Consider the following 21,450-nt stretch of genomic DNA (forward strand, 5'->3'; position numbering starts at 1 on the left):
CGCTGGGAGAAGAAGGTCGCCAATTATAAAGCCTTGCTATTTCTGGCCTGTGCCCACATCGTTTGGAAACGCTCAATCATTTTCGGATAGGCTCTAAAGTTCAGGGCTGGATACACGGCATCGTTCATCCTGTTTTTCTGCGTAGGTTCCTCTTTGGCAAGCTGCGCTATACCGTCAATCGACGTAATCTGGCGGAGTTTTTCAAACGCATTGTCTATGTAGTTCTTTGCTTCCTGATCAGTCATGCTACCACCTGATTAAATTGATTGGTTCGCCCAAGTTAATCAGTTAACCGACAGACCTAAAAGGTTTATAAAACCTTTTAGGTCTAAAAAAAGGGAGACCCGTCGACCGGGTCTCCCTGAAATTAATCGGAAAAGCGTATTGACTGGACTTAGTTGCGGGCTTCAGCCATCAACAGGTCACCATTCGCTGTAAAACGCAGCTTGTACAACTGCTTACCCACGGCGACGTCGAGCATATACTCGCTGGTGCTGCCGTTCGGTGGGGTGCTTTGCTCAGCCGCCAGGAAGGTGTATCCGCTGAAGTTGGTTTGCAGATACGCGCTAAGCGCCGACGGTACTTTACTACCATCCAGAATAAACGTCCGGTTAGCGGGGGCCGGTGGCGTCGCGGTCGACGAGCCGGGTGCAGTCGGTACCGGCGGTGGTGGTGGCGTAGCCGTGCCCGAAGCGGGTGGCGTTACCGTACCCGAGCCAGGTGCTGTGGCGGTACCCGACGTTGGTTTTCCGGGTTTAGGTGGTCCCGCTGTGCCCGACACAGGTGGCGTAGCCGTACCCGATACCGGTGCCGTTGCCGTGCCCGACACAGGAGCGCCAGGGCCGGCAGGTGGTGCCGGCGTAACGGTTGCTCCGTTCGCATCCAGATGCAGCGTCGTGGGCTGGTTGTTGCTGAACAGTTTTACGTCGTACTGCGTCACACCGTCGTGAACGTGCAATTCCGTCCAGCCGTAGGTATAGGCCGAGTAAGCACTGCCGCTAACAACACTGGCCACTGCCGATGGCAGTTCGTTTCGCGACACGTAGCTCACCGAATGACTACCGGTGAGAGCTGGTGGCGTTGGTCCACCCTGCGGACCAGCCGGTTTGTCGACCAGTGCGTTGCTGGCGTCGAAATCCAGATCGTACAGCGTACCGTTTTGCAGGAATTTCACTTTCGTACCGGCCAAGGTCGTCGTGCCCGGCTCCCGTTTGCGATCGACTTTCACCAGTGAATAACCGGCGTACTTCTGATCCAGGTAGGTTTTTACACCGGCTGGCAGAGTCGACGCAGGCAGTGGCGCAATCAGGGTAGCGGTACCGGCCGTGGCACCAGCACGGGCGTTGGCAAGCGACGGCTGGTCGGGTCCGACGGTCGCATTTTTACTGCAGCTGGCGATCAGCATCGTGACCAGCACGGCCGCAGTTATCATCGATTTCTTCATTGGATTTGCGTGTTTGACTAGTCAAAAATGCCGGGCCGATATGAAGAAAGGCTTAAGAAAAGATTAATTCACCGAAAGCCTTACCGCCGGGAGCCGCGCCCTTTCGGATTGCTGACGATTTCGTTGAGTAATATCGTCAGGTCGTTGTTCATCAGCCTGATTTCCGTTTCCAGTTGCCCCAGCATGGTGGCCCGCAACGTCAGGGCTTCGGCGTCATACGCCCCCCCTTCCCCGAAATAATCGACCTCGTGGTGCGGCTTGCGCGCCCGTTTCCCAGCCGCGTTCAGCGACGTCAGCACCTCCCACCGATCATGAAGTTCGGTAACGACCGTACGGCTGGTATCGGTTCTGGGCTGATTGAGGTAATACCAGACCAGCGGAGCGAATTGAGTAGAAGTACGAGGCTTCTGCCAAACGTCGCGCAGGGGATTACGGACGTGCGGATAGTCGACGCGGGGTGGCTTCTGCCGCAGGGCTAGCACACCAAGACCTCCCTCGCCCACACCACCGGCAATGTGCAGCCAGTCAGCCGCAATATGCTGCTCGTGCAGGTTCAGTAGACTGGCACCGATGATGGCTACCGACCCGATAGTGATGGCACTGATTGTCATGCGTTTCTCCCGCAGATTCTCCCGGCGCGTCAGCAGGGTAGCGGTCAGCGTCGCCCGTTTGGTTTCGCAGTCGAGCAGCGCCGAAGCAGTGGCAATGTCGGCGCTGGCCAGTTGAAGCTGGTCGGAAATTCGCTGCCGCACAGCCAGGTACGCCGTCGACGGTACGTTACCCGTTTCCTGCGCTTCCAGCGTCGTTAGCTGCGCCAGCAGCGAAGTCAGACCAACGGCCTGCGCCATGTGCAGCGCCCGTGGTCCGTACCGGCCGCGCAACAGGGTTTCCTCCGCTGAGCCGGCCATCAGGGCAGCCGGTCGGAACACATAGCCGGACGTGTGACTTGAGTCGACTTCGCAATGGTCCTGCGCTACGCGTTGCAGCGCTTCCGACGCCCGCCGGCCGCTCATACAGCTGGTGATCAGCAGGGTTATCAATACGCCAAACAGCATGGGCTGGCGTGTAATCGAATTGAGTGTGTTCATGGGATTGAGACAATACGTGATGGGCGTTGGTTGGTCATTGGCCGATTGGCAGCAGGTACTGTCGACAGTGATGCACGGGCACTCACTAGTCTGATGAGGCCAGTCCTGCGCCGGCTCTCTCTACTTGGCTGGAAGACAACAAAATGAAAACACCGTCGCCGTTGCTATCATCTTCGGATGACGGGAACGGCGACGGTGTTTATTGATTTACCAGTGAGACTGTCAATCGGGGAGTAAACTGAGTACATACTGCAATCGTTGCGACTAATGCCTTAACCGGAGTCAGGGCATTTTGTCTGCCTGACTCCGGTCAATTGATTTACTGGACCAGGTACGACTGTCCGTTCAGGGTCAGTACCGACGCCCGCAGAATAGCGCGTTTCTGAAGCTGAACCTGCCCGTCGCCCAGCGGTTGTGCATAGCCGTCGACAGTGATGGCGCTGCCTTTTGGTGCCAGCGTTGACAGTTGGTACGCGACGTGGGGCGGCACCTTCACGACCGTCTGATCGCTTAGTATCAACCCGTTTGCCCGGCCTTCACGGTCCAGTTGGTAGTCGGCTACTTTACCGGTCACCGTTCGGCGGGTCGGTGTCACTGGCGTCTGAGGGGCCGCTGGGGGCGTGTCGACAATCTGTGTGTTGCCGGCGTCGAGTTTCACCAGTTTGAAAATGGATTCGCCCAGCGGACTGATTTGGTTATACCCCATCACCGTAACGCGGTTTCCGGCTTTTACGGCTGCGTTCACCTGCTGGCCCATGTGCGCGCCGAAGCGAACCGTCGTGGGGGTTCCGCTGCTGTTCAGTGTAAAACCGTTCAGGATACCATCGTCGTTGGCCGTCAGTTGGCCGACGCTACCGGTCAGGGTCGTCAGCGACGTCATGGCCTGAGCTTCGGGGCCCCGAAGCCCACCGGGACCTACCAGTCCGGGACCTACCGGTCCGGGACCCGGTCCCATTGACCCTCTTGGCCCTGGCCCAGCCAGTTGAATAGGGGGAGCCGCTACGCCCGACGGAACTTGTGCGATGGTTAGCGGAGCCGCCAGGATGCCTAGCATAAGGGCGGTGTACAGGATTCGATTCGTTTGCATGTGTGTCGTTGTTTTCGTTACGTCAGCAAACCTACCGGCATCAGTTTAGGGTCGTCTGAAGACGGCATTAATGTTTCTTAAGTCATTCCAGCGCGACATCACCATATTCGACACAGCAGCCAGCTCAGTCATTGACCGGCGGTACAGCCCAGCCTGTTGACGAGCCAATCACGGATTTAACAATTTCATCATCAACACGTTTAAAGCCCGTCGTAATTTTGGGCTATCTACCGACTACTCATCGACATCTACTCAACCAATTGTCAACCAGTTGGTTGCCAGTTGACCATAACCCATGCACAAACCCATCAGCGCCCAAGAAACAGACCTGCTCCGCGATCTGGCGCAGGGGAACCTGATAGCTTTCGACGCACTCTATGACCGCTACCGTCAGCCCGTCTACGCCAACATTATCAAGCTGGTCAGGCAGACCGAAACCGCCGAAGACATCCTTCAGGAAGTGTTTGTCGCGCTGTGGGAAAACCGGCACAAGATCGACACGGGCAAGTCGGTGGGTGGGTGGCTGTTCGTTGTCAGTCACAATAAAGCGTTGTCGGTGCTGAAAAAACAGGTGCGGGAATCGATCGTTGTTACCTGGCAACCGGACGTTCCCGATACCCCCGCTACCGACGACCGACCCGACGAAGAGTTGTATGGCTTACAAATGGCGCTGATCGAGGAAGCAGTCGAACACCTGCCCGCCCGCAAGCGCGACGTGTTCCGGCGGTGCCGCTTCGAGGGGCAATCATCCGAAGAAGTAGCCCATCAGATTGGTATTTCGACGGCATCGGTCGACGACTATCTCAAACAGTCGACACGCTTCATCCGCGACTACATCCGCACCCGGACGACGCCTTCCCAGCTGGCGGTACTGGCCGGGCTGCTTTTCTGGCTGGACTAGCCCCTGCCATTGGGTCGTTCCAACCTTAACAATTCCGTAATACAGAAAGCATCCCCCTGGGGTGGGGGTCGGTGTATTTAGGGGTGAGTATGGAGCAAACCACCCAACAACTAATCGACAAATTCTGGGCCGGCACCGCCACCGAGGCCGAGACGCAGCGGCTCGCCCGCGTGCTCGACTCGCCCGGTACCGACTGGCAAACGGAGTTGCGTCGGGCGTTCGACGAGCAGCCCCCAGCGACGGGTCCGCTGACGGATGCGCAGTCGGCGCGGGTGCTGCTGCGGATACACCGGCAACTGCTGGGCGCACAGGAAACGTCGGCGTCATTTACCGTCTGGCGGCAGTGGGGTCGGTGGGCAGCGGCCGCTGTACTGGTACTGCTTGTGGGACTGGGAACGTGGTTTCTGAATCGACCGGCACAGCCTGCGTCGACACTGGCCGGGCATACCGCGCCAGCGCGCTGGCAGCTTACGCATCGGGCTAATAATACGACCACACCGCAACGGCTTTCGCTGGCCGACGGGTCGACATTGACATTACAACCCGGTAGTTCGGTCAGCTACTACGAACCGTTTGGGCGATCGGCCCGCGACATCAGCATGAGTGGCGACGTGCTGTACACCGTGGCGAAAGACCCGGCGCATCCGTTTACCGTACTGGCCAACGGGATCACGACGACCGCACTGGGCACACAGTTCCGGGTACAGACCACCACGAATCACCGCGTATCGATTCGGCTGCTGGAAGGGCGCGTCGTGGTGCGGGCCACGCCAGCCAGTGGGCTGACCATGACCGACACCTACCTGAAACCCGGTCAGGAACTGAACATCGATACGCAGTCGGCGACGCTATCGGTAAGCGCCTTCCGGCCGTCGGCAACGATGGTTGTGCCGAGTGTGGTGTCACCAACTCGCTCAAACCCGCCGGGGCTGGTCTTTACCAAAGAGTCGCTGGAAACCGTGCTGAATCGGGTGAGTCAGCGCTACAACGTCCCGATTGATGTCGACCCGGCAGACGTGCAGGGGCTGTCGTTTTCGGGTTCGTTCGCAGCCAGCGATTCCGTAACGGTTGTCCTGAACGCCGTTTGTCTCACCAACAATTTGTCGTTTACGCAGGAATCGGGACGGATTATCGTCAGCCGAGCCCCCTAGTCTACCCCATGTAACAGCCCGTCATTTCGTTCGTTCATACGTCGCTTCGGCGGTGCCCGCATCACCCCAAAACCGGGGTGGCAGCGATTCTTTTTGCCAATTTTTTCAACACACAATACCCCCAATGAAACAGTACTTACCTACCGCTTTACACCGATTACCGGTCTGGCTGCTACTCCTGCTGCTGTCCGCACCGGCCATGGCCCAGTCGACCGCCCGGATGCGCGGCACCGTACTCGATGAAACTGGTCAGCCACTGGTTGGCGTCACCGTTCTGATCGATGAAGAGCGGGGCACCGCAGCGGGCCAGTCCGCAGCGCGCGGTACCACCAGTGACGCCAAAGGGCTTTTCGCTTTCGATAATCTGCGGGCGGGTGGTCGCTACACGGTCACGGCCAGCTACATCGGCTACGAAAAGCAAACCACTCCCAATTTCCTCATCAACGCCGGCGACAACAACAGCCTGCTGATCCGGATGAAACCCGAACAACGGACCCTGAACGACGTCGTGGTTATCGGCTACGGGGCTCAGTCGAAGGCGAAAGTAACAGGCGTCATTTCGCAGGTGAAAGGGCAGGAAATGAACCGCTATGCCGGGAGCAGCTTCGCCCAGCAACTAGCCGGCAAAGCCGCTGGCGTAGTCATCAACGACGCGTCGGCGCAACCCGGCTCCGATCCGCAGATCGTGATTCGGGGCATCGGTACGCTGACCGCCGGGCGCAACCCGCTGATCGTGGTCGACGGCTTCCCGCTATCGGAAGGCTCGTCGCTGAACTCCATCAATCCACAGGACATCGAAACCATCGACATCCTGAAAGATCCGGCGTCGGCCGCTATCTATGGGTCGCGGGCGGCCAATGGCGTCGTGCTGATTACGACCAAAAAAGGGAAAGCGGAGAAGATGACCGTATCGCTCGATGCGTACACGGGTTTTCAGGAGCGGGCCGACCGGGTCGAATACGTCGATGCCTACCAGGCCGCTCAGTTCTTTACCGAAGCCCGCGACTGGGGGTATCTGTCGAAAAACGCAACGAACCGGAGCATCAGTGACGACCGCGCGACCCGCCTGAGCAAGGGAGCCAGCCTGCGCGAACTGCGCCTGAATTACCTCGATCCGTACCTGAACAATCAGGCGAATCTCACCAATACGAACTGGCTGAACGAAGTGTTCCGCAAAGGGAAGATCAGCAGCTACAACCTGTCGTTTGCGGGCGGATCAGACAAAACCAACTACTACGTTGGAGCCAACTTCTTCGACCAGCAGGGGATTGTCGTCAACAGCGGGCTGAAGCGATACAGCGCGACCATCAAAGTCGATTCGAAACTGTCGAACAAAGTAAACCTGGGGGTAGCGATCAATCCATCCTACACGTCGCAGACTTACTTCAACAACGGCGTCAACGACTGGTCGAGCGATCCGGTGGCGAGCATCTACATCATGTACCCGATGTTCAGCCCGTACAATGCTGACGGTAGCCTGGCCATCAGTACGCAGATCAAAGCAAATACGGCCGAAGATGGTGCCCTGGGCGAAAACGCCGTGGCGCTGGCCTACAAGATCAAGAACAAACGTAATTTCTTCCGCACGTTCGGCAATACGTACCTGAGTTACCAGCCGATCGAGGGCCTGACGTTCAAGACCTTACTGGGTGGCGATCTGCGCAGCAGCTTCTTCGATTACTACAACCCGTCGGACGTGGGTGCGTACCGGACAGCCGCTCCTAAACCCGCCGTAGCGCAGGAAACGCGGGATTTTACGACCAACTTCCTGACCGAAAATACGCTGACCTACAGCAGGCAGATAACCGACCACCAGATCGACCTGCTGGCCGGTTATACGTATCAGCAGGAGGATTACAACGCAACCAGCGTAACAGGATCGAGCATTGCCGACGATAACATTACCAACATCGCCGGAGCCAGCGCCTTCACCGCGTCGGCCGACCGCTACACCTGGACTCAGGTTTCGTACCTGGCGCGGGCGCAGTATTCGTTCAAAAACAAATACCTGTTTACCGGTACGATTCGGCGCGATGGCTCGTCGCGGTTCGGGGACGATCGCAAATGGGGTAACTTCCCGTCGATAACGGGGGGCTGGATTCTGTCGAACGAAGCATTTTTCCCGTCGAGCCGGCTCGTTACGTTTGCCAAACTGCGGGCCAGCTGGGGGCAGTCGGGGAATAACCAGATCGGGTCGTACAGCTCGAAGGCACTCGTCAACGGCGACAACTACGTATGGGGCAGCAACCTGGCCGCTGGCTTTGCCGCTACGACGACCGCCAACCCGAATCTGTCGTGGGAAACCAAAACGGCGACCAACATCGGCCTGAACCTAGGGCTGGGCACGAAATTCACGGTTTCGGCCGACTACTACACGTCGGTCACGAAAGACCTGCTGCTGAACGTACCCGTGCCGGAACAGTCGGGTTTCAGTTCGTCGATGCAGAATATTGGCCGCGTGCAGAACAATGGGGTCGAACTCGAACTGGGTGGTGCCAACATCGACCTCGGTCCGGTAAAGTGGGGTTTCAATGCCAACCTGGCTACCAACCACAACAAAGTACTGGCGCTGGCACCCGGTCAGGAGCAGATCATTACAGGGGCGGAAAGCAACTTCCGCACGCGGGTAGGTGGTCCGATTGCCGAACTCTATGGCTTCAACGTGATTGGCGTTTACAAATCGCAGGAAGACATCAACAACACGCCCCACCTGACGGGTACGCTAGTGGGTGACTACAAAGTGCAGGATCTGAACGGCGACGGCGTTATCGACCTGAACGACCGGCAGGGCTACGGCACCTACAATCCCAAGTTTACCTACGGTTTTTCGAGCAACTTCGCCTACAAAAACTTCGAGCTGAGCTTCTCACTGGTGGGGATTCAGGGCCGCACGATTTACGACCGGCAGATTGCGCTCTTCGATGAATCAGGTGAAGGCTTCTCGGTACCGAGCAAATACTACTTCGAGAATCGCTACAACCCCACCACCAACCCGGACGGTTTTCTGGGCCAGCCGAACCTGGGAAACTTCTCCAGCGCCCGCAAGCTGACCCGCGACTCGAACCTGTTTTTCAAGAAAGCCGACTACCTGCGCATGCGGAACATCCAACTGGCCTATACGCTGCCCAAAAGCGTCACCTCGGCGGTACGGTTGTCGGGTGCCCGCGTATACGTATCAGCCAATAACCTGTTTACGCTGACGCCTTACCGGGGCTTCAACCCGGATGCGACGTCGGTCGGTAACGTACTGACCAACGGGCTCGCGCTCGGTAACTACCCGGTTGCCCGCTCGTTCATCATCGGTGCCAACATCACGTTCTAATCACTCGTCATTCATCATGAAAAAGATACAACTTATTCTTCCGCTGTTGAGTAGTATGCTGCTGCTCAGCGCCTGCGAAGACAACTTATTTCAGGAACCACAGGCGTCCAAAGTGTTGAGTAACTTCCTGCGCAACGAAACCGAATCGGAAGAGTACGTCAACGCGGTATACGCCAATTTGCAGGCCAGCGGGCTGTACGGGCTGTACCTGCCTGCTGCCGGCGAAATCCAGTCCGACAATACGTTCGATGAAGTACCGGCCAACGACGACGGCATTTACGGCCAGCTCGATCAGTTTACCGTTATCCCGTCGAACGGCATCGTCACGGCAGTCTGGACCCAGTCGTACCGCGCCATTCAGAAAGCCAACGTCGTACTGAACCGAATCGGCAGCATCACCTACGCGACCGACGCCACCCGGCAGTCCCGCATTGGCGAGATGAAATTCATCCGGGCCTTGCTGTATTTCAACCTGGTCCGGTTGTATGGTGATGTCCCGCTGGTAACGCAGGAAACGACCGATCCGAACGCGTATTTCGGGCAGGGTCGCGCGGCCTCGTCGCAGGTGTACGACCAGATCAAAAAAGACCTGACCGAAGCCATCAGCGTGTTACCCGCGACGACCTCACAACCGGGTCGGGTGGTAAAAACGGCGGCCCAGACGTTGCTCGCCAAAGTCTATCTGACGCAGAAAAACTACGCGGATGCGCAGACCCTGTTGCAAGCCGTCGTGAGTTCGGGGCAACATACGCTGCTGAGCAGTCCGTCCGACGTGTTCAGCATCAGCAATGAGAACAACAAGGAGATCATCTTCGCCGTCCAGTTTGCGTCGGGCGTCAACGGCAACACAGAGGGCAGTACCTTGTTTCAGCAGTTCAGTCCGTCGGGTACGGTGTCGGGAGCCAAAGGCCACAACCTGCCGACCAAGAGCCTGTACGCTCTGTACACCAGCGCCGACAAACGGAAAAGTGCGTACCTGACGGCTACCTCGTCCGGTACGCCCTGGAGCAAGAAATTCACCCAGCCGACCACGGTGATTACCGATGGTGGCAGCGACGTGGTCGTGCTCCGGTATGCCGACGTGCTGCTGATGCTGGCCGAGGTACAGAACGAACTGGGCAACACCAGCGGAGCCGCGACGAACCTCAATCTGATCCGCACCCGCGCCGGTCTCGACAACACGACGGCCACGACGCAGGCCGACCTGCGAACTGCCATCGACCTCGAACGCCGGTTTGAACTGGTCGGCGAAGGCCACCGCTGGTTCGATCTGCTTCGGTCAGGCAACGCCGTATCGGTGATGAACAACTGGTTTGCTGCCAACAACAGCCAGATCACGATCACGACCAACAGCCTGCTCCTGCCGATTCCACAAAGCCAGGTCAACACCGACCCCAGCATCAAACAGAATCCGGGATACTGATCTCTTCTTTCTGTCATCCCGGCGAAGATCACCGCCCCGGCGGCTTGGTCCTTCGTCGGGTTGACAGAAAATAGCTTGTTAAAAATCAGACTATTAATTACCTAAATCGACATGCGTCAGCTAGTCCTCCTTTTTGTCACCCTGGCCATTAGCCAGCTAACAGTCGCCCAATCGCGGCCGGTCGATGCCATCATCCGGGAGTTGCACGATCCGGCCAGCAAACAGGTGCTCGTGGTGGCCCACCGGGGCGACTGGCGGGGTAACCCCGAAAACTCGGTGCGGGCCATCGAGAGCGTAATTCAGATGGGCGTCGACGTGGTCGAAATCGACCTCAAGAAAACAAAGGACGGCGTACTGATTCTGATGCACGATCGGACCATCGACCGGACTACGTCGGGCAGCGGAAAACCCGAAGACTACACGTGGGCTGAACTGCAACAGCTTACCCTGAAAAACGCACACGGTTGCCCCACCCGCCAGCGAATCACGACCTTCGAAGAATGCATGAACACGGTTAAAAACCGGATCATGGTCAACATCGACAAAGGGTACGACTACTACCAGGACGCTTATGCGATACTGGTCAAAACCGGTACGGTCGATCACGCGATCATCAAATCGACCCGGCCCTACGAAACTGTTAAGGCCGAAAATGGGAACCTGCTGGGTGGCAAACTGGCCTTTATGCCGGTAGTGGATCTGAACAAGCCGGCGGCCAACGCCGTGATTCAGTCGTACGAAACCAACCTGAAACCACTGGCCTACGAGTTGATTTTTCAGACCGACAGTGCGCTGGTCCATTCCAACTACCAGACCATCCCGAAGACCAGCTCTAAAATCTGGTTCAACAGCTTATGGGCCAGCCTGGACGCGGGTCATGACGACGAGCGGAGCGTAGAAGAACATCATCCCGAAGACGGCTGGGGCTGGCTCATCGACCACAACGCGACGATGATTCAAACCGACCGTCCCGCCGAACTACTGGCCTACCTGCGCAAGCGGAAACTGCATCGCTAGGCACGTTAACCAGCGCGTTCGTGTGCCGGTCTGCTTTCAGAAGCAGACCGGCATTTTTGTATTATTCCCAGTTGCTATTACCTTCCATACTACCCTACTCGCTGTAGTACTATAAATTCATAACCCTGTCACATCTCGCTGCCCCAAAGCGCATTTAATTCAAACTATGGTAATGTATAGGTCATACCTGGGCAATCTTGGCTAGGCACCTTTGTGGGTATTTAAATACCCAGGTAATGCGCAATTTTACAAAGCTTATTATTGTACTTCTCCTCTTTGCCGGTTACGTCGCAGAGGCCCAGACGAATCTCGCGGGCATCTACGGAAAAGTGATCGATCAGGCTGGACAACCGCTGGAAATGGCGACGGTTCAGGTCAAGAATGAATCGACCGGTTTCAAGGCCGGTACGGTCACCAACGAGAAGGGCGAATTCCGCCTGAAAGAACTACCGCTGGGTTCGCCCTATTCCATCACCGTCCAGTTTATCGGCATGGCGACGCAGACGCAGACCGGGTTTTCGCTCAACCAGGGCGACCTGCTGCGCGTTAGCTTCAAACTGCTCGACAACGCCAACGAGCTGGCAGCCGTCGACGTTTCAGGTAATTCGCTAACGAATAAGATTGAAAACATCGGTACGTCGACGGCCATCACGGCCAAAGACATCAATCGACTACCGGTCAACGGCCGAAACTTCTCGACGCTGTCAGACCTGTCGCCCCTGAGCACCGGCAACAGCCTGGGTGGGCAGCTGGGCTCGGCGACCAACTTCACCATTGACGGTATGGCCGCACGAAGCACGATTGCCGGTGGGCAACCGTCGGGGGCTTATTCGATCACGATGGAAGCCGTTCGGGAATTTCAGGTCGTCACCAATCAGTACGACGTTACGTACGGAAACGCCGGTGGTGGTACCATCAGTACGGTTACGAAGTCGGGCACGAACAAGTTTAGCGGGAGTGCCTTTAACTTCCTGCGCACCAGCGGCCTGTCGAGCCCGTACGGACTCAATCAGCAGCCCCGAAATCTGCCGTTCAACACGGCGCAGTATGGCTTCTCGCTGGGTGGCCCGATCATCAAAGACAAGCTTCACTTCTTCGTGGCCTGGGACCGGCAGGCCAGTACGCAACCGCTGCTGATCGCGCCGATTCAAGCGACCGCCGACGCCCTGCGCTACAACCTTACCCAAGCTACGGAAGATAAGTTTCTGAGCATTGCCCGCAGCAAGTACGGGGTCGGGAATGAACCCCAGTTCGGTCAGTTTACCCGCTTTAAAAATACGCACGCGCTCTTCGGTCGGATCGACTGGCAGATCAACGCCAAAAACCTGCTGACGATCCGTGACAACTACATCTACGATCTCGATAATCAGTCGGACAACGACAACACGACGATCAACCTATACGAGGTGTACAGCACCCGGAAAAGTGCCAACAACAGCTTACTGGCTTCGCTCCGGACCACGATCAGCCCGAAAGTGACGAACGAACTGAAGCTACAGCACTTCTGGGAATACAACCAGATGTACGCCAACCCACAACTGCCCGCAGCCAACATTCCCCGGGCAACCGTCGCGAACGTGGCGTCTGTCAACCCGACGGATTCAACCAAGTTTTTGTACACGAATATTCAGCTGGGTGGTCAGCGCTACGGTGGCGACTACTTCAACAACCACCTCGTTCAACTGGTCGACAACGTGTATGTAAACACCAATCGATTCAACTTCACGTTCGGTGGCGGTCTGACGTTCAGCAATCAGAACTCGATTTATGGTAGCGAAACGAACGGCCGGTTCTGGTATACGGGCCTGACCGCTTTCGACAACCTGGCTCCTTTCCGGTTTACGCGCGACGTGTACCTGACCAGTACACCCAATGTCAAATTCAACGTGCTGGTACCGAATATCTACGCGCAGGCGCAGACGACGGTGGCTCCCGGCCTGAACGTTACGGCGGGTATCCGGGTCGATTATACCGACTACCTGACCAAGCCAACCTTCAACCAGACCGTGTTTAACACATTGGGCCTGCGGACAGATAATAAACTGGCGACGTTGCAGGTACAGCCGCGTATTCAGGCAACCTGGGATATTCGTCAGGATGGCCGGGACATCATTCGCATCGGTGGTGGTATTCTGGGCTCGGCTCTTAACCCGTATTCCATGATCAACAACATGGTCTTCGACGGTAGCCGCATCGCCAGCATCGACGTAACCGGTAACCTGGTACCTACGCCTAACTTCCCGGCGTATCGGGCTAATCCGGCTTCGGCACCGGGCCTCGACCTGATTAACAACCCCAACGTGCCTAAGCTGTACACGATCAACATGAACGGCAAAGACGCGAAAGTCCCGACCGTGTATAAAGTCAACGGATCGTACAGCCACTTCTTCAGCCCCAACTTCCGGATGAGCATTGCGGGGTACATGTCGTTCGCCCGGAACAACTACACGTACACGGACAAAAACATGGTGGACCAGCCGTTCTTCACCCTGTCGCAGGAAGCCAACCGCCCGGTATACGTACCGGCCGCGTCGATCCTGACGTCCAACGGATCGCAGAACTGGACCCTGGGTCGGAAAACGACGGAAGTAGGCCGGGTGCTGGAACTGGGTAGCTTAGGTAAAGTGAATCAGATGGCAGTCGTCGTCGACGGAAACTACCGGTACTTCAAGGATGGCGAGATTGCGTTCTCGTACACCTGGAACGACACGAAAGACAACACCTCGTACAACGGGAACGTAGCGAACACGGCTACGCTGGTGCAATACACGGCCGGCGATCCGCGCGTGCTGAATCAGATGAACTACTCCGACAATCAGTTCCGGACCAAGATCGTCGTCTACGGTAACACGCCTACCTTCCACGGTTTCAACATGGGCTTCCGTTTCTCGGGGCTGAGTGGTACGCGCTACTCGATGGTCGTGAACGGCAACATCAACGGTGACTTTGTGGAGACCAACGATCTGGCGTTCGTTTATGACCCCAACAATGGCGAAACACCACAGTATCTGCGCGAGGGCATCAACACGATTCTGAATAACCCCAACGTAGAAAGCAGCGCCAAGGATTACATCCGGAACAGCTTCGGGAAGATTGCCGAACGCAACGGCGGGGTGAACCCATTCTACGGAACCCTCGACCTGCGTCTGACTTACAAAGTCAAAACGTTCCGCAACCAGTACCTCGAACTATCGGGCGATCTGTTCAACACGGCTAACCTGCTCAACAAAGCGTGGGGCATCAACCACGCGCTGGGAGCCACGTCACTGCTGGTCCGGTCGGGCTTCGATCCAACGACGAACAACTACAAATACAGCGTGAACACCAACGCGGGCGTATCGAATCTGAGCGGCAACCCCTACCAGTTTCAACTGGGTGTGCGGTACGGCTTCTAAGCCTAACGCCCGTTCGATTACCTGATTGCTGAACGAGGCTACCTAACCTGGGTGGCCTCGTTTGTTTTTACACCGTTCTATAGGAAGCTAGGCCGGTTATCGACGATCCGTTGGGTTACTCTGTCCTGCATCAGCAGGATAGAAACGCTAGATTATTTCGACGTTCGTATTTATTCGGTCAGATGCATTGACTATTGGCAAAAGAATCTTTTACTTTGAAATACAAAGTACTTTATAATAATCAATTGTCCGCCATGCATTTCCCGACCAAACGCTTTACTATCATCTTACTCGTCGTAACTGGTTTGCTGTCGATACCATTGGTAGCAATGGAGTTCACCAATGACGTAAACTGGAGTCTATCGGATTTTGTCATAGCCGGCTTTCTACTGTTCGGTACGGGGCTTGCCTGTGAATTTAGCCTGCAAAACATCCAAAAAACCACGTACCGGCTGGCCATTTGCGGTGGGTTGCTGCTACTACTTTGCCTACTCTGGCTGGAACTGGCCGTCGGCATTTTCGGCTCACCGATCAGTGGCAACTAACCCGGTGCGCGACTCGTTGCCAGTACGGTTTCGGGTTGACTTACAACTTCAGCGATCCGTCTGTCTGCCCCGGTCGACAGACGGTTTGTTCGTTTATAGCCATCCGTTCTGCACGATCGGGACGGCTGTTTACTCGGGCAAATTAGCCGGTATCTGGCTCACAAGTGTACCTGTTCGCTATAGTATGTGACAGACAATTGCAGACTCAGTCGTAAATTGGCCCGCCAATTGGTGGTAACACCCGGCTTTTCCAAGCCGCAACTTGCGCGCACCGGCTACTTAGTACTTGATTATGAATGCCAATTCTATTTTGATTTTGTTGGTCGATGATGAGCCACCCGTCATCGACATGCTGCAACGAGTGGGCCGTCAACACTTCCCCCAGGCTACGTTTGCCAGTTGTAACAGTCCCCAGGAAACACTCGATTACCTCGACGAAGCGGCCAACGCCCGACCACAACTGATTCTGCTCGACATCGACCTGCACGCGCCGACCAACGGCCTGGATTTGCTGGCCCAGATTCAGCAGCATCCCCGGGCGAAAGGCATTCCCGTTGTTATGTTTACCGTTTCGGCGGCCGAACCAGACATTAGCCGGGCCTATGAAGTAGGCGCTGTGGCGTATACCCAGAAGCCGGATTCGCTCACGGGCTGGGTCAACTACGTACAATTACTGCGGGACTACTGGTTTTCCATGGCGATTCTCCCCCCGACCAAGTAAACCTGCCGCAGTCAGGTAAGCAAAATACAGCCCCGACTGGTATAGTCGTCAGTCGGCGGGGAGATACACGCTGAACGTGGTTCCCTCGTTGGGCTGGCTGCGTGCGACAATACCGCCACCGTGGTTAGCCGCTACCTTCTGGCAGACAGCCAGCCCGATGCCTGTACCCGCATATTGACTCTTGTTGTGCAGCCGCTGAAACACCTGAAAAATCCGGTCGGCGTATTTGGCATCGAACCCGATACCGTTGTCGATCACGTCGATTCGGCAATAATGATCGGCTGGATGGGTCGGACGCACCGATGTCGGCAACTGCCTGGCATCGACCCGCTCCGCCCGGATCTGAATGTGGGGAATCACGTCGGGTCGGCGAAACTTCAGCGCATTACCCAGCAGATTCTGAAACAGTTGGCTCAGCTGCGAAAAGTCGCCCGGCACCGTCGGTAAGGCGGATATGTCGATGGTGGCCTCCGTTTCCGCCAGCGCCAGTTCCAGGGTAGACTGTACGTCGTCGATTACCTCGTTGAGCGGGACGGGCTGATTGGGTTCCCGGTGCGTATCGATGCGGGCGTAGGTCAGCAGGTCTTTGATCAGCGTCGACATGCGGCTGGCTGCCGATTGCATGCGCTCGATGTACATGGCCGACTCTGTATCGACGCCTTTATCCTGCTGCCGCACTTGAAGCAGATTGCCAAACTGCTGAATCTTGCGCAGGGGCTCCTGCAAATCGTGGCTGGCGACATAGGCAAACTGCTGCAGGTTATCGTTGGACCGGCGTAGCTTATCTACGGAAATGGCCAGTTCCCGCGTCCGGCGGTTGACCTGCGTATCCAGATCAGCCGATAGCTGCCGGTAGCGCTCCTCCGACTGGCGCAGGGCGGCTTCGGCCTGTACCCGCTCGATGGCCAGCCAGGTTCGGTCGGCGACCTGCTCCAGTAACCTGAGTTCATCGTCACTCCAGCAATGCGCCTGCCTGTAGTGTACGAACAGGACCATAATCAGTTGTCCATCGCTCAGAAGCGGTATGTTGACAGCCGCCCCCAGTGATAGCTGCGCGTATGCCTGCTTCTCCTGTTCGTTCAAACCGGCATCGTTGGCACTATCCGCCAACACCGTCGTGCGCCCTTGCCTGAAAGCGTTTAGTAGGTCGAGCCCGTAATCATGGTAGGTATAGTCGCCCGCCAGGCTCGGCACATCGTTGCAATAGTCCTGAGTAACCCGAACGTGCTCGCTGTCTTTCAGATCTTCGGCGAATCCCACCCGACTGGCTCCCAGGTAGTCGCCCAGCAGTTTGGCCGCCTGGTATTGCATGGCCGATGCATCGCTCAGTGGCCGCAACTGGTCAGTCAATGTCAGCAGGAACCGTTGCTGGGATTCACTCTGTAGCAGTTTCTGCCGGGCTTCTTCGGCCTGCTGCCGCGCGTTGACTTCGCCGGTGACGTCGAAGGCAATATCCAGGATAGCGTACACCTCCCCCTGCTCGTTACGCAGGGGTGTGTACGTGATGTTGTAATAGTTATGAGCCATCACCCCGTTCTGCACGATCGACACGGGCGCACCATAGCTTTGAAACATCTGCCCCGAGGTGTACACATCGTCCAGAATGCGTAGAAACGGCTGATTTTCCGTAACCAGTTCGGGCATTACCTCCCGGAGTGGCTTACCCACGATGTCAGGGCCTTTGCCCACAATATCGATAAACGTCTGGTTAGGCATCTCGACAATCAACTCCCTGCCGACGAACAACCCGATACCGGCCGGCGCACTTTCAATCACCGAACGCAACTGCGCTTCCCGCTGCTCCAGCGCCCGCCGGTTGTTGACGGCTTCGGTCACGTTGATGCTGGCGCTCGTCACCCCGTACACCCGCCCGTCGATGTCCAGGAGCGGGTTGAAACTAACGTCGAAGTAATACGTATGCATTTGTTCGTCGGTCAGTACATTGACCTCCTGACTCGATGCATTGTACGGCTTACCTGTCTGGAATACCTGCCGTAGTCGGGCACCGACGGTTTGATTCAGTTCCGGAACGATCTGGCCGTACTGCCGTCCGACGACGTCGGCACCTTTGTTCCAGACGTCTATCAGCGCCTGATTGGCCAGCTTGACCTCCAGCTCTTCGCCCACGAATACGCCGAACGGAAAAGGCGCATTCTCCACGACGGTGCGTAGCCAGGCTTCGTTCTGGGCCATCACCTGCCGGGCATTGACCTGATGGGTAACGTCGTTAGCGATGATGAGCACGCCCGTAATGCACCCCGCTTCGTAGCAGGGATGGTACGCTACGTCGACATAGATTGTTTGAAGCTGTCCCTGCCGAAGCAGCCGGGCGGGTAGGGCCTGCGCCAGATGGGGCACTCCCGTGTCTAGCACACTACGAATACGCTCATCGAACCCCTGCCCGACCAGTTCCGGAAAAACGGTCATCATCGGCCGACCCAACAGTTGCTCAGGTGTCCGATCGACCAGCTGACAGTAGAAGGCGTTGGCGGTTCGGTAAGTCAGTTCGGGCCCATCAACAATGGCCAGACCCACGTGCGATTCGTTGAGCGAATTCAGCAACTGGCGCTGATTCACTTCCGTTGCCAGCAGATCGACCCGGCCGGATACGTCCTGGACCACGCCAGCCAGCCGACAAGCCGCCCCCTCTGGTGTGAAGTAAGCCTGCCCCCGGCACCGTAGCCAGCGCAGCTGACCATCTTTCTCACCAATAACCCGAAACCGGACGTCGTAGCGGCCGTCGGACTGCGGGTTCAGCGCCCGCTGCCGGATCAGCGTCACCCCGGCGCGGTCGTCCGGATGCACGCAGGTCAGCAGTTGCCCCCAGGCCACGACCTCATCGCGCCCGAAGCCATACAGCGCCCGGCAGCGTTCATCCAGCCAAACCTGCTGATTGACAACGTCCAGATTCCAGCTTCCAATACCCGCAGCTTCCAGGGCAAACGTAAGTTGCTCAAAATCGGTGGCGTTGGATACAGAAGAGCTGAGAGCCGGCATAATTACGTACAGGTGTCTACTATTTTGTACCCCGAAGATACTGCACGAGGGCGCTTGCGCGGCCCATTACCGAGGAAACGGACTCCGATTAGTCCAAAATAGAATGACTACAAGTAGGGCTACCGCCGGTGCGCTAGTCGTCGGCCAGCACGGTATACGCCGGATCGTCGAGCACGTTGACGTCGATGATTCCCGATGCCCTGGTCAGCAGCCGCCGGCAATCGGGGCTCAGGTGTTTCAGCCGAACCGTTTTACCGGCCTGTTCGTAGCTGGCAGTCAGCTTATTCAGCGCTTCGATACCCGACATATCGGCCACGCGACTCTGCTGAAAATCGAGCACTACCTCCGCCGGATCGCCCGCTACGTCAAATTTTTCGCGGAATGCCATCACCGACCCGAAGAACAAGGGGCCGTATAATTCGTAATGCTTCACGCCTGTCTCATCGGTGTATTTCCGGGCACGAATCCGTTTGGCATTTTCCCACGCATAGACCAGCGCCGAGACAATAACGCCCACCAGTACGGCCAGGGCCAGGTTGTGCACCAGCACGGTAATGCCCGCCACCAGCACCATCACCAGTACATCCGGCCAGGGCATTTTTCCGATCGTTTTCAGGCTCGCCCACTCGAAGGTACCGATCGACACCATAACCATTACCCCCGTCAGCGCGGCCATGGGCAGCTTCTCGACAACGGGCGCTCCGAACATGATAAATACCAGCAGCATCACCGACGCCACGATACCCGACAAGCGCGCCCGCGCCCCCGACGACACGTTGATCAGGCTTTGCCCGATCATGGCGCAGCCTCCCATGCCGGAGAACAGCCCCGTAGTAACGTTGGCCAGTCCCTGCGCGACACATTCCTTGTTACCCCGCCCCCGTGTGTTGGTTAGTTCATCGACCAGGTTCAGCGTCAGCAAGCTCTCGATCAGCCCGACGCCGGCAACGACACTGGCGTACGGAAAGATGATGGACAGGGTGTCCAGCGTGAAGGGTACCGACGGTATGTGAAACGGTGGAAAGCCCCCGCTAATGGATGCAATGTCGCCGACGGTGCGCGTGTTGATTCCCAGACCAATAACGAGCAGCGACACCATGACAATCGCTACCAGCGATGCCGGAATGGCTTTGGTCAGCCGGGGCAACCCCCAGATGATACCCATCGTCAGCAGCACCAGACCCAGCATGATGGCCAGGGGCGTTCCCGTCATCCAGTGCAGCGTACCCGACGCATCGACCGTTTTGAACTGGTTCAGTTGCGACAGAAAGATAATGATCGCCAGGCCGTTGACGAAACCAAACATGACCGGGTGCGGCACCAGCCGGATAAACTTACCCAGGCGCAGCAGGCCCGCCAGTATCTGCAATATGCCGGCCAGCACGATCGTCGCGAATACGTATTCGACGCCATGACTTTGCACCAGCGTGACGATAACCACAGCTACTGCGCCCGTTGCGCCGGAGATCATTCCCGGCCGACCACCCAGTACGGACGTAATCAGGCCAATCGAGAAGGCGGCATACAAGCCCGTCAGGGGCGACAGCCCCGCAATCAGGGCAAAGGCTACCGCTTCAGGAATGAGGGCCAGCGCCACCGTCAGCCCCGACAATACCTCGGTCCGGTAGTTGACGGGTTGTTTAAAATCGAACAGATTCAGATTGAAAAGCATATTGATAAACAGATAGATAAGAAACCGACAATCCCGGACCAGGGACGAATAACGCTGCCGGGAAACCGCCCTTACTTGTGCCAATACCAGTTGACTCGTGTCGAGTTGTAGATGGGCCGATTGCCCTGTCGACACCCAGCAAACAACGCCCAGCCAACGATTGACGTCAGTTCAGGCACACTATGGCAATAGCAGACAGTCCCGGCTACGATCGTAGCACGACCGCAGGTAGCGTCAAAAAAATGAAATGAAAAAGCGAGCGGTTTCGATCAGCGAAAACCGTTGAGGAGTGACGCCGTGTGCGTCGAAGAGGGGCGCTATCAGGGGGGAGTAAGGCGCACTGGAGAAACCGTACACGGATCGAGACAGAGTATACCTAGTCGATCAGTATAGTACAAAGGTAGTGTCAGAACGGCGCGTAAGCAAACGACCAGCTGTCGGCCAGTGACTTTTGTTGGTCACTAACCGACAGTTGGTCGCTGTTGATATGGTTACTTCTCATAGCCCCCTGAAGGGCTGGGCTGTTAAGTTCTTAAATTGGCGCTGATGGTAGCCAAATTTCCTTTGGTCCATCCACCCCCCGCCCCCTGAAGGCTAATCTTGTAGGGGTTTTGAAAACGAGTAAATTTGGTGACACAACCCCCAACAAAATGAGTGAATTCAGTCAGATGACACGCTTTCGGCCTC

The 21,450-nt window shown here is 56.8% G+C and carries 14 protein-coding genes; 8 read left to right on the top strand and 6 right to left on the bottom strand.

What is annotated here, in order from left to right:
* Nucleotides 1–23: 23 nt before the first annotated feature.
* The 4 genes from CLV58_RS26995 to CLV58_RS27010 all read right to left on the bottom strand — a co-directional run bounded on the left by CLV58_RS26995 (nt 24) and on the right by CLV58_RS27010 (nt 3,619).
* Nucleotides 24–245, bottom strand: a complete 222-nt coding sequence (locus tag CLV58_RS26995; protein ID WP_106140959.1) for a hypothetical protein — start codon at nt 243–245, stop codon at nt 24–26.
* A gap of 149 nt (nt 246–394) precedes the next feature.
* Nucleotides 395–1,444 (bottom strand): hypothetical protein, encoded by a 1,050-nt coding sequence (locus CLV58_RS28905; RefSeq protein WP_106140960.1) that lies wholly within the window; start codon nt 1,442–1,444, stop codon nt 395–397.
* An 80-nt stretch (nt 1,445–1,524) separates the two neighbouring features.
* The gene (locus CLV58_RS27005; protein ID WP_245882481.1) at nt 1,525–2,532 is read right to left on the bottom strand and encodes a hypothetical protein; all 1,008 of its coding nucleotides are present in this window, start codon (nt 2,530–2,532) and stop codon (nt 1,525–1,527) included.
* A 319-nt stretch (nt 2,533–2,851) separates the two neighbouring features.
* Nucleotides 2,852–3,619: a hypothetical protein gene (locus CLV58_RS27010; RefSeq protein ID WP_146141563.1), complete on the bottom strand. Its 768-nt coding sequence runs from the start codon at nt 3,617–3,619 to the stop codon at nt 2,852–2,854.
* Nucleotides 3,620–3,914: 295 nt separating this feature from the next.
* On the opposite strand from CLV58_RS27010, the gene CLV58_RS27015 reads away from it, so the two are divergent.
* From CLV58_RS27015 to CLV58_RS27050, 8 genes are all read left to right on the top strand, one after another.
* Nucleotides 3,915–4,520 carry a sigma-70 family RNA polymerase sigma factor gene (locus tag CLV58_RS27015; RefSeq protein ID WP_106140962.1) on the top strand — a complete coding sequence of 202 codons (606 nt, stop codon included), beginning with the start codon at nt 3,915–3,917 and terminating at the stop codon, nt 4,518–4,520.
* An 89-nt stretch (nt 4,521–4,609) separates the two neighbouring features.
* The gene (locus CLV58_RS27020; RefSeq protein WP_106140963.1) at nt 4,610–5,671 is read left to right on the top strand and encodes a FecR family protein; all 1,062 of its coding nucleotides are present in this window, start codon (nt 4,610–4,612) and stop codon (nt 5,669–5,671) included.
* 124 nt (nt 5,672–5,795) lie between these two features.
* Nucleotides 5,796–8,993: a SusC/RagA family TonB-linked outer membrane protein gene (locus tag CLV58_RS27025; RefSeq protein ID WP_106140964.1), complete on the top strand. Its 3,198-nt coding sequence runs from the start codon at nt 5,796–5,798 to the stop codon at nt 8,991–8,993.
* A gap of 16 nt (nt 8,994–9,009) precedes the next feature.
* Nucleotides 9,010–10,416, top strand: a complete 1,407-nt coding sequence (locus tag CLV58_RS27030; RefSeq protein WP_106140965.1) for a RagB/SusD family nutrient uptake outer membrane protein — start codon at nt 9,010–9,012, stop codon at nt 10,414–10,416.
* Nucleotides 10,417–10,527: 111 nt separating this feature from the next.
* Nucleotides 10,528–11,433, top strand: a complete 906-nt coding sequence (locus tag CLV58_RS27035) for a glycerophosphodiester phosphodiesterase family protein (protein WP_106140966.1) — start codon at nt 10,528–10,530, stop codon at nt 11,431–11,433.
* Nucleotides 11,434–11,669: 236 nt separating this feature from the next.
* Nucleotides 11,670–14,828, top strand: coding sequence for a TonB-dependent receptor (locus tag CLV58_RS27040; protein WP_106140967.1), 3,159 nt, complete (start codon nt 11,670–11,672; stop codon nt 14,826–14,828).
* Between the two features lie 254 nt (nt 14,829–15,082).
* A complete protein-coding gene (locus tag CLV58_RS27045; RefSeq protein WP_106140968.1) occupies nt 15,083–15,373 on the top strand; it encodes a hypothetical protein in 291 nt (96 codons plus the stop codon).
* Between the two features lie 292 nt (nt 15,374–15,665).
* On the top strand, nt 15,666–16,094 hold the full coding sequence (locus tag CLV58_RS27050) for a response regulator (RefSeq protein WP_106140969.1): 429 nt from the start codon (nt 15,666–15,668) through the stop codon (nt 16,092–16,094).
* A 48-nt stretch (nt 16,095–16,142) separates the two neighbouring features.
* Here CLV58_RS27050 and CLV58_RS27055 read toward each other — a convergent pair whose 3' ends face one another.
* Entirely contained in the window at nt 16,143–19,091 is a 2,949-nt protein-coding gene (locus CLV58_RS27055) for a PAS domain-containing sensor histidine kinase (RefSeq protein ID WP_106140970.1), read from the bottom strand.
* 133 nt (nt 19,092–19,224) lie between these two features.
* The gene (locus tag CLV58_RS27060) at nt 19,225–20,763 is read right to left on the bottom strand and encodes a SulP family inorganic anion transporter (RefSeq protein WP_106140971.1); all 1,539 of its coding nucleotides are present in this window, start codon (nt 20,761–20,763) and stop codon (nt 19,225–19,227) included.
* Between the last annotated feature and the right edge of the window lie 687 nt (nt 20,764–21,450).

This window comes from Spirosoma oryzae, assembly GCF_003002825.1.
GTDB lineage: Bacteria > Bacteroidota > Bacteroidia > Cytophagales > Spirosomataceae > Spirosoma > Spirosoma oryzae.

Excerpts from the sequence above, each read along its gene's own strand:
- CLV58_RS26995 (WP_106140959.1), bottom strand. The coding sequence starts at position 245 with ATGACTGATCAGGAAGCAAAGAACTACATAGACAATGCGTTTGAAAAA.
- CLV58_RS28905 (WP_106140960.1), bottom strand. The coding sequence starts at position 1,444 with ATGAAGAAATCGATGATAACTGCGGCCGTGCTGGTCACGATGCTGATC.
- CLV58_RS27005 (WP_245882481.1), bottom strand. The coding sequence starts at position 2,532 with ATGAACACACTCAATTCGATTACACGCCAGCCCATGCTGTTTGGCGTA.
- CLV58_RS27010 (WP_146141563.1), bottom strand. The coding sequence starts at position 3,619 with ATGCAAACGAATCGAATCCTGTACACCGCCCTTATGCTAGGCATCCTG.
- CLV58_RS27015 (WP_106140962.1), top strand. The coding sequence starts at position 3,915 with ATGCACAAACCCATCAGCGCCCAAGAAACAGACCTGCTCCGCGATCTG.
- CLV58_RS27020 (WP_106140963.1), top strand. The coding sequence starts at position 4,610 with ATGGAGCAAACCACCCAACAACTAATCGACAAATTCTGGGCCGGCACC.
- CLV58_RS27025 (WP_106140964.1), top strand. The coding sequence starts at position 5,796 with ATGAAACAGTACTTACCTACCGCTTTACACCGATTACCGGTCTGGCTG.
- CLV58_RS27030 (WP_106140965.1), top strand. The coding sequence starts at position 9,010 with ATGAAAAAGATACAACTTATTCTTCCGCTGTTGAGTAGTATGCTGCTG.
- CLV58_RS27035 (WP_106140966.1), top strand. The coding sequence starts at position 10,528 with ATGCGTCAGCTAGTCCTCCTTTTTGTCACCCTGGCCATTAGCCAGCTA.
- CLV58_RS27040 (WP_106140967.1), top strand. The coding sequence starts at position 11,670 with ATGCGCAATTTTACAAAGCTTATTATTGTACTTCTCCTCTTTGCCGGT.
- CLV58_RS27045 (WP_106140968.1), top strand. The coding sequence starts at position 15,083 with ATGCATTTCCCGACCAAACGCTTTACTATCATCTTACTCGTCGTAACT.
- CLV58_RS27050 (WP_106140969.1), top strand. The coding sequence starts at position 15,666 with ATGAATGCCAATTCTATTTTGATTTTGTTGGTCGATGATGAGCCACCC.
- CLV58_RS27055 (WP_106140970.1), bottom strand. The coding sequence starts at position 19,091 with ATGCCGGCTCTCAGCTCTTCTGTATCCAACGCCACCGATTTTGAGCAA.
- CLV58_RS27060 (WP_106140971.1), bottom strand. The coding sequence starts at position 20,763 with ATGCTTTTCAATCTGAATCTGTTCGATTTTAAACAACCCGTCAACTAC.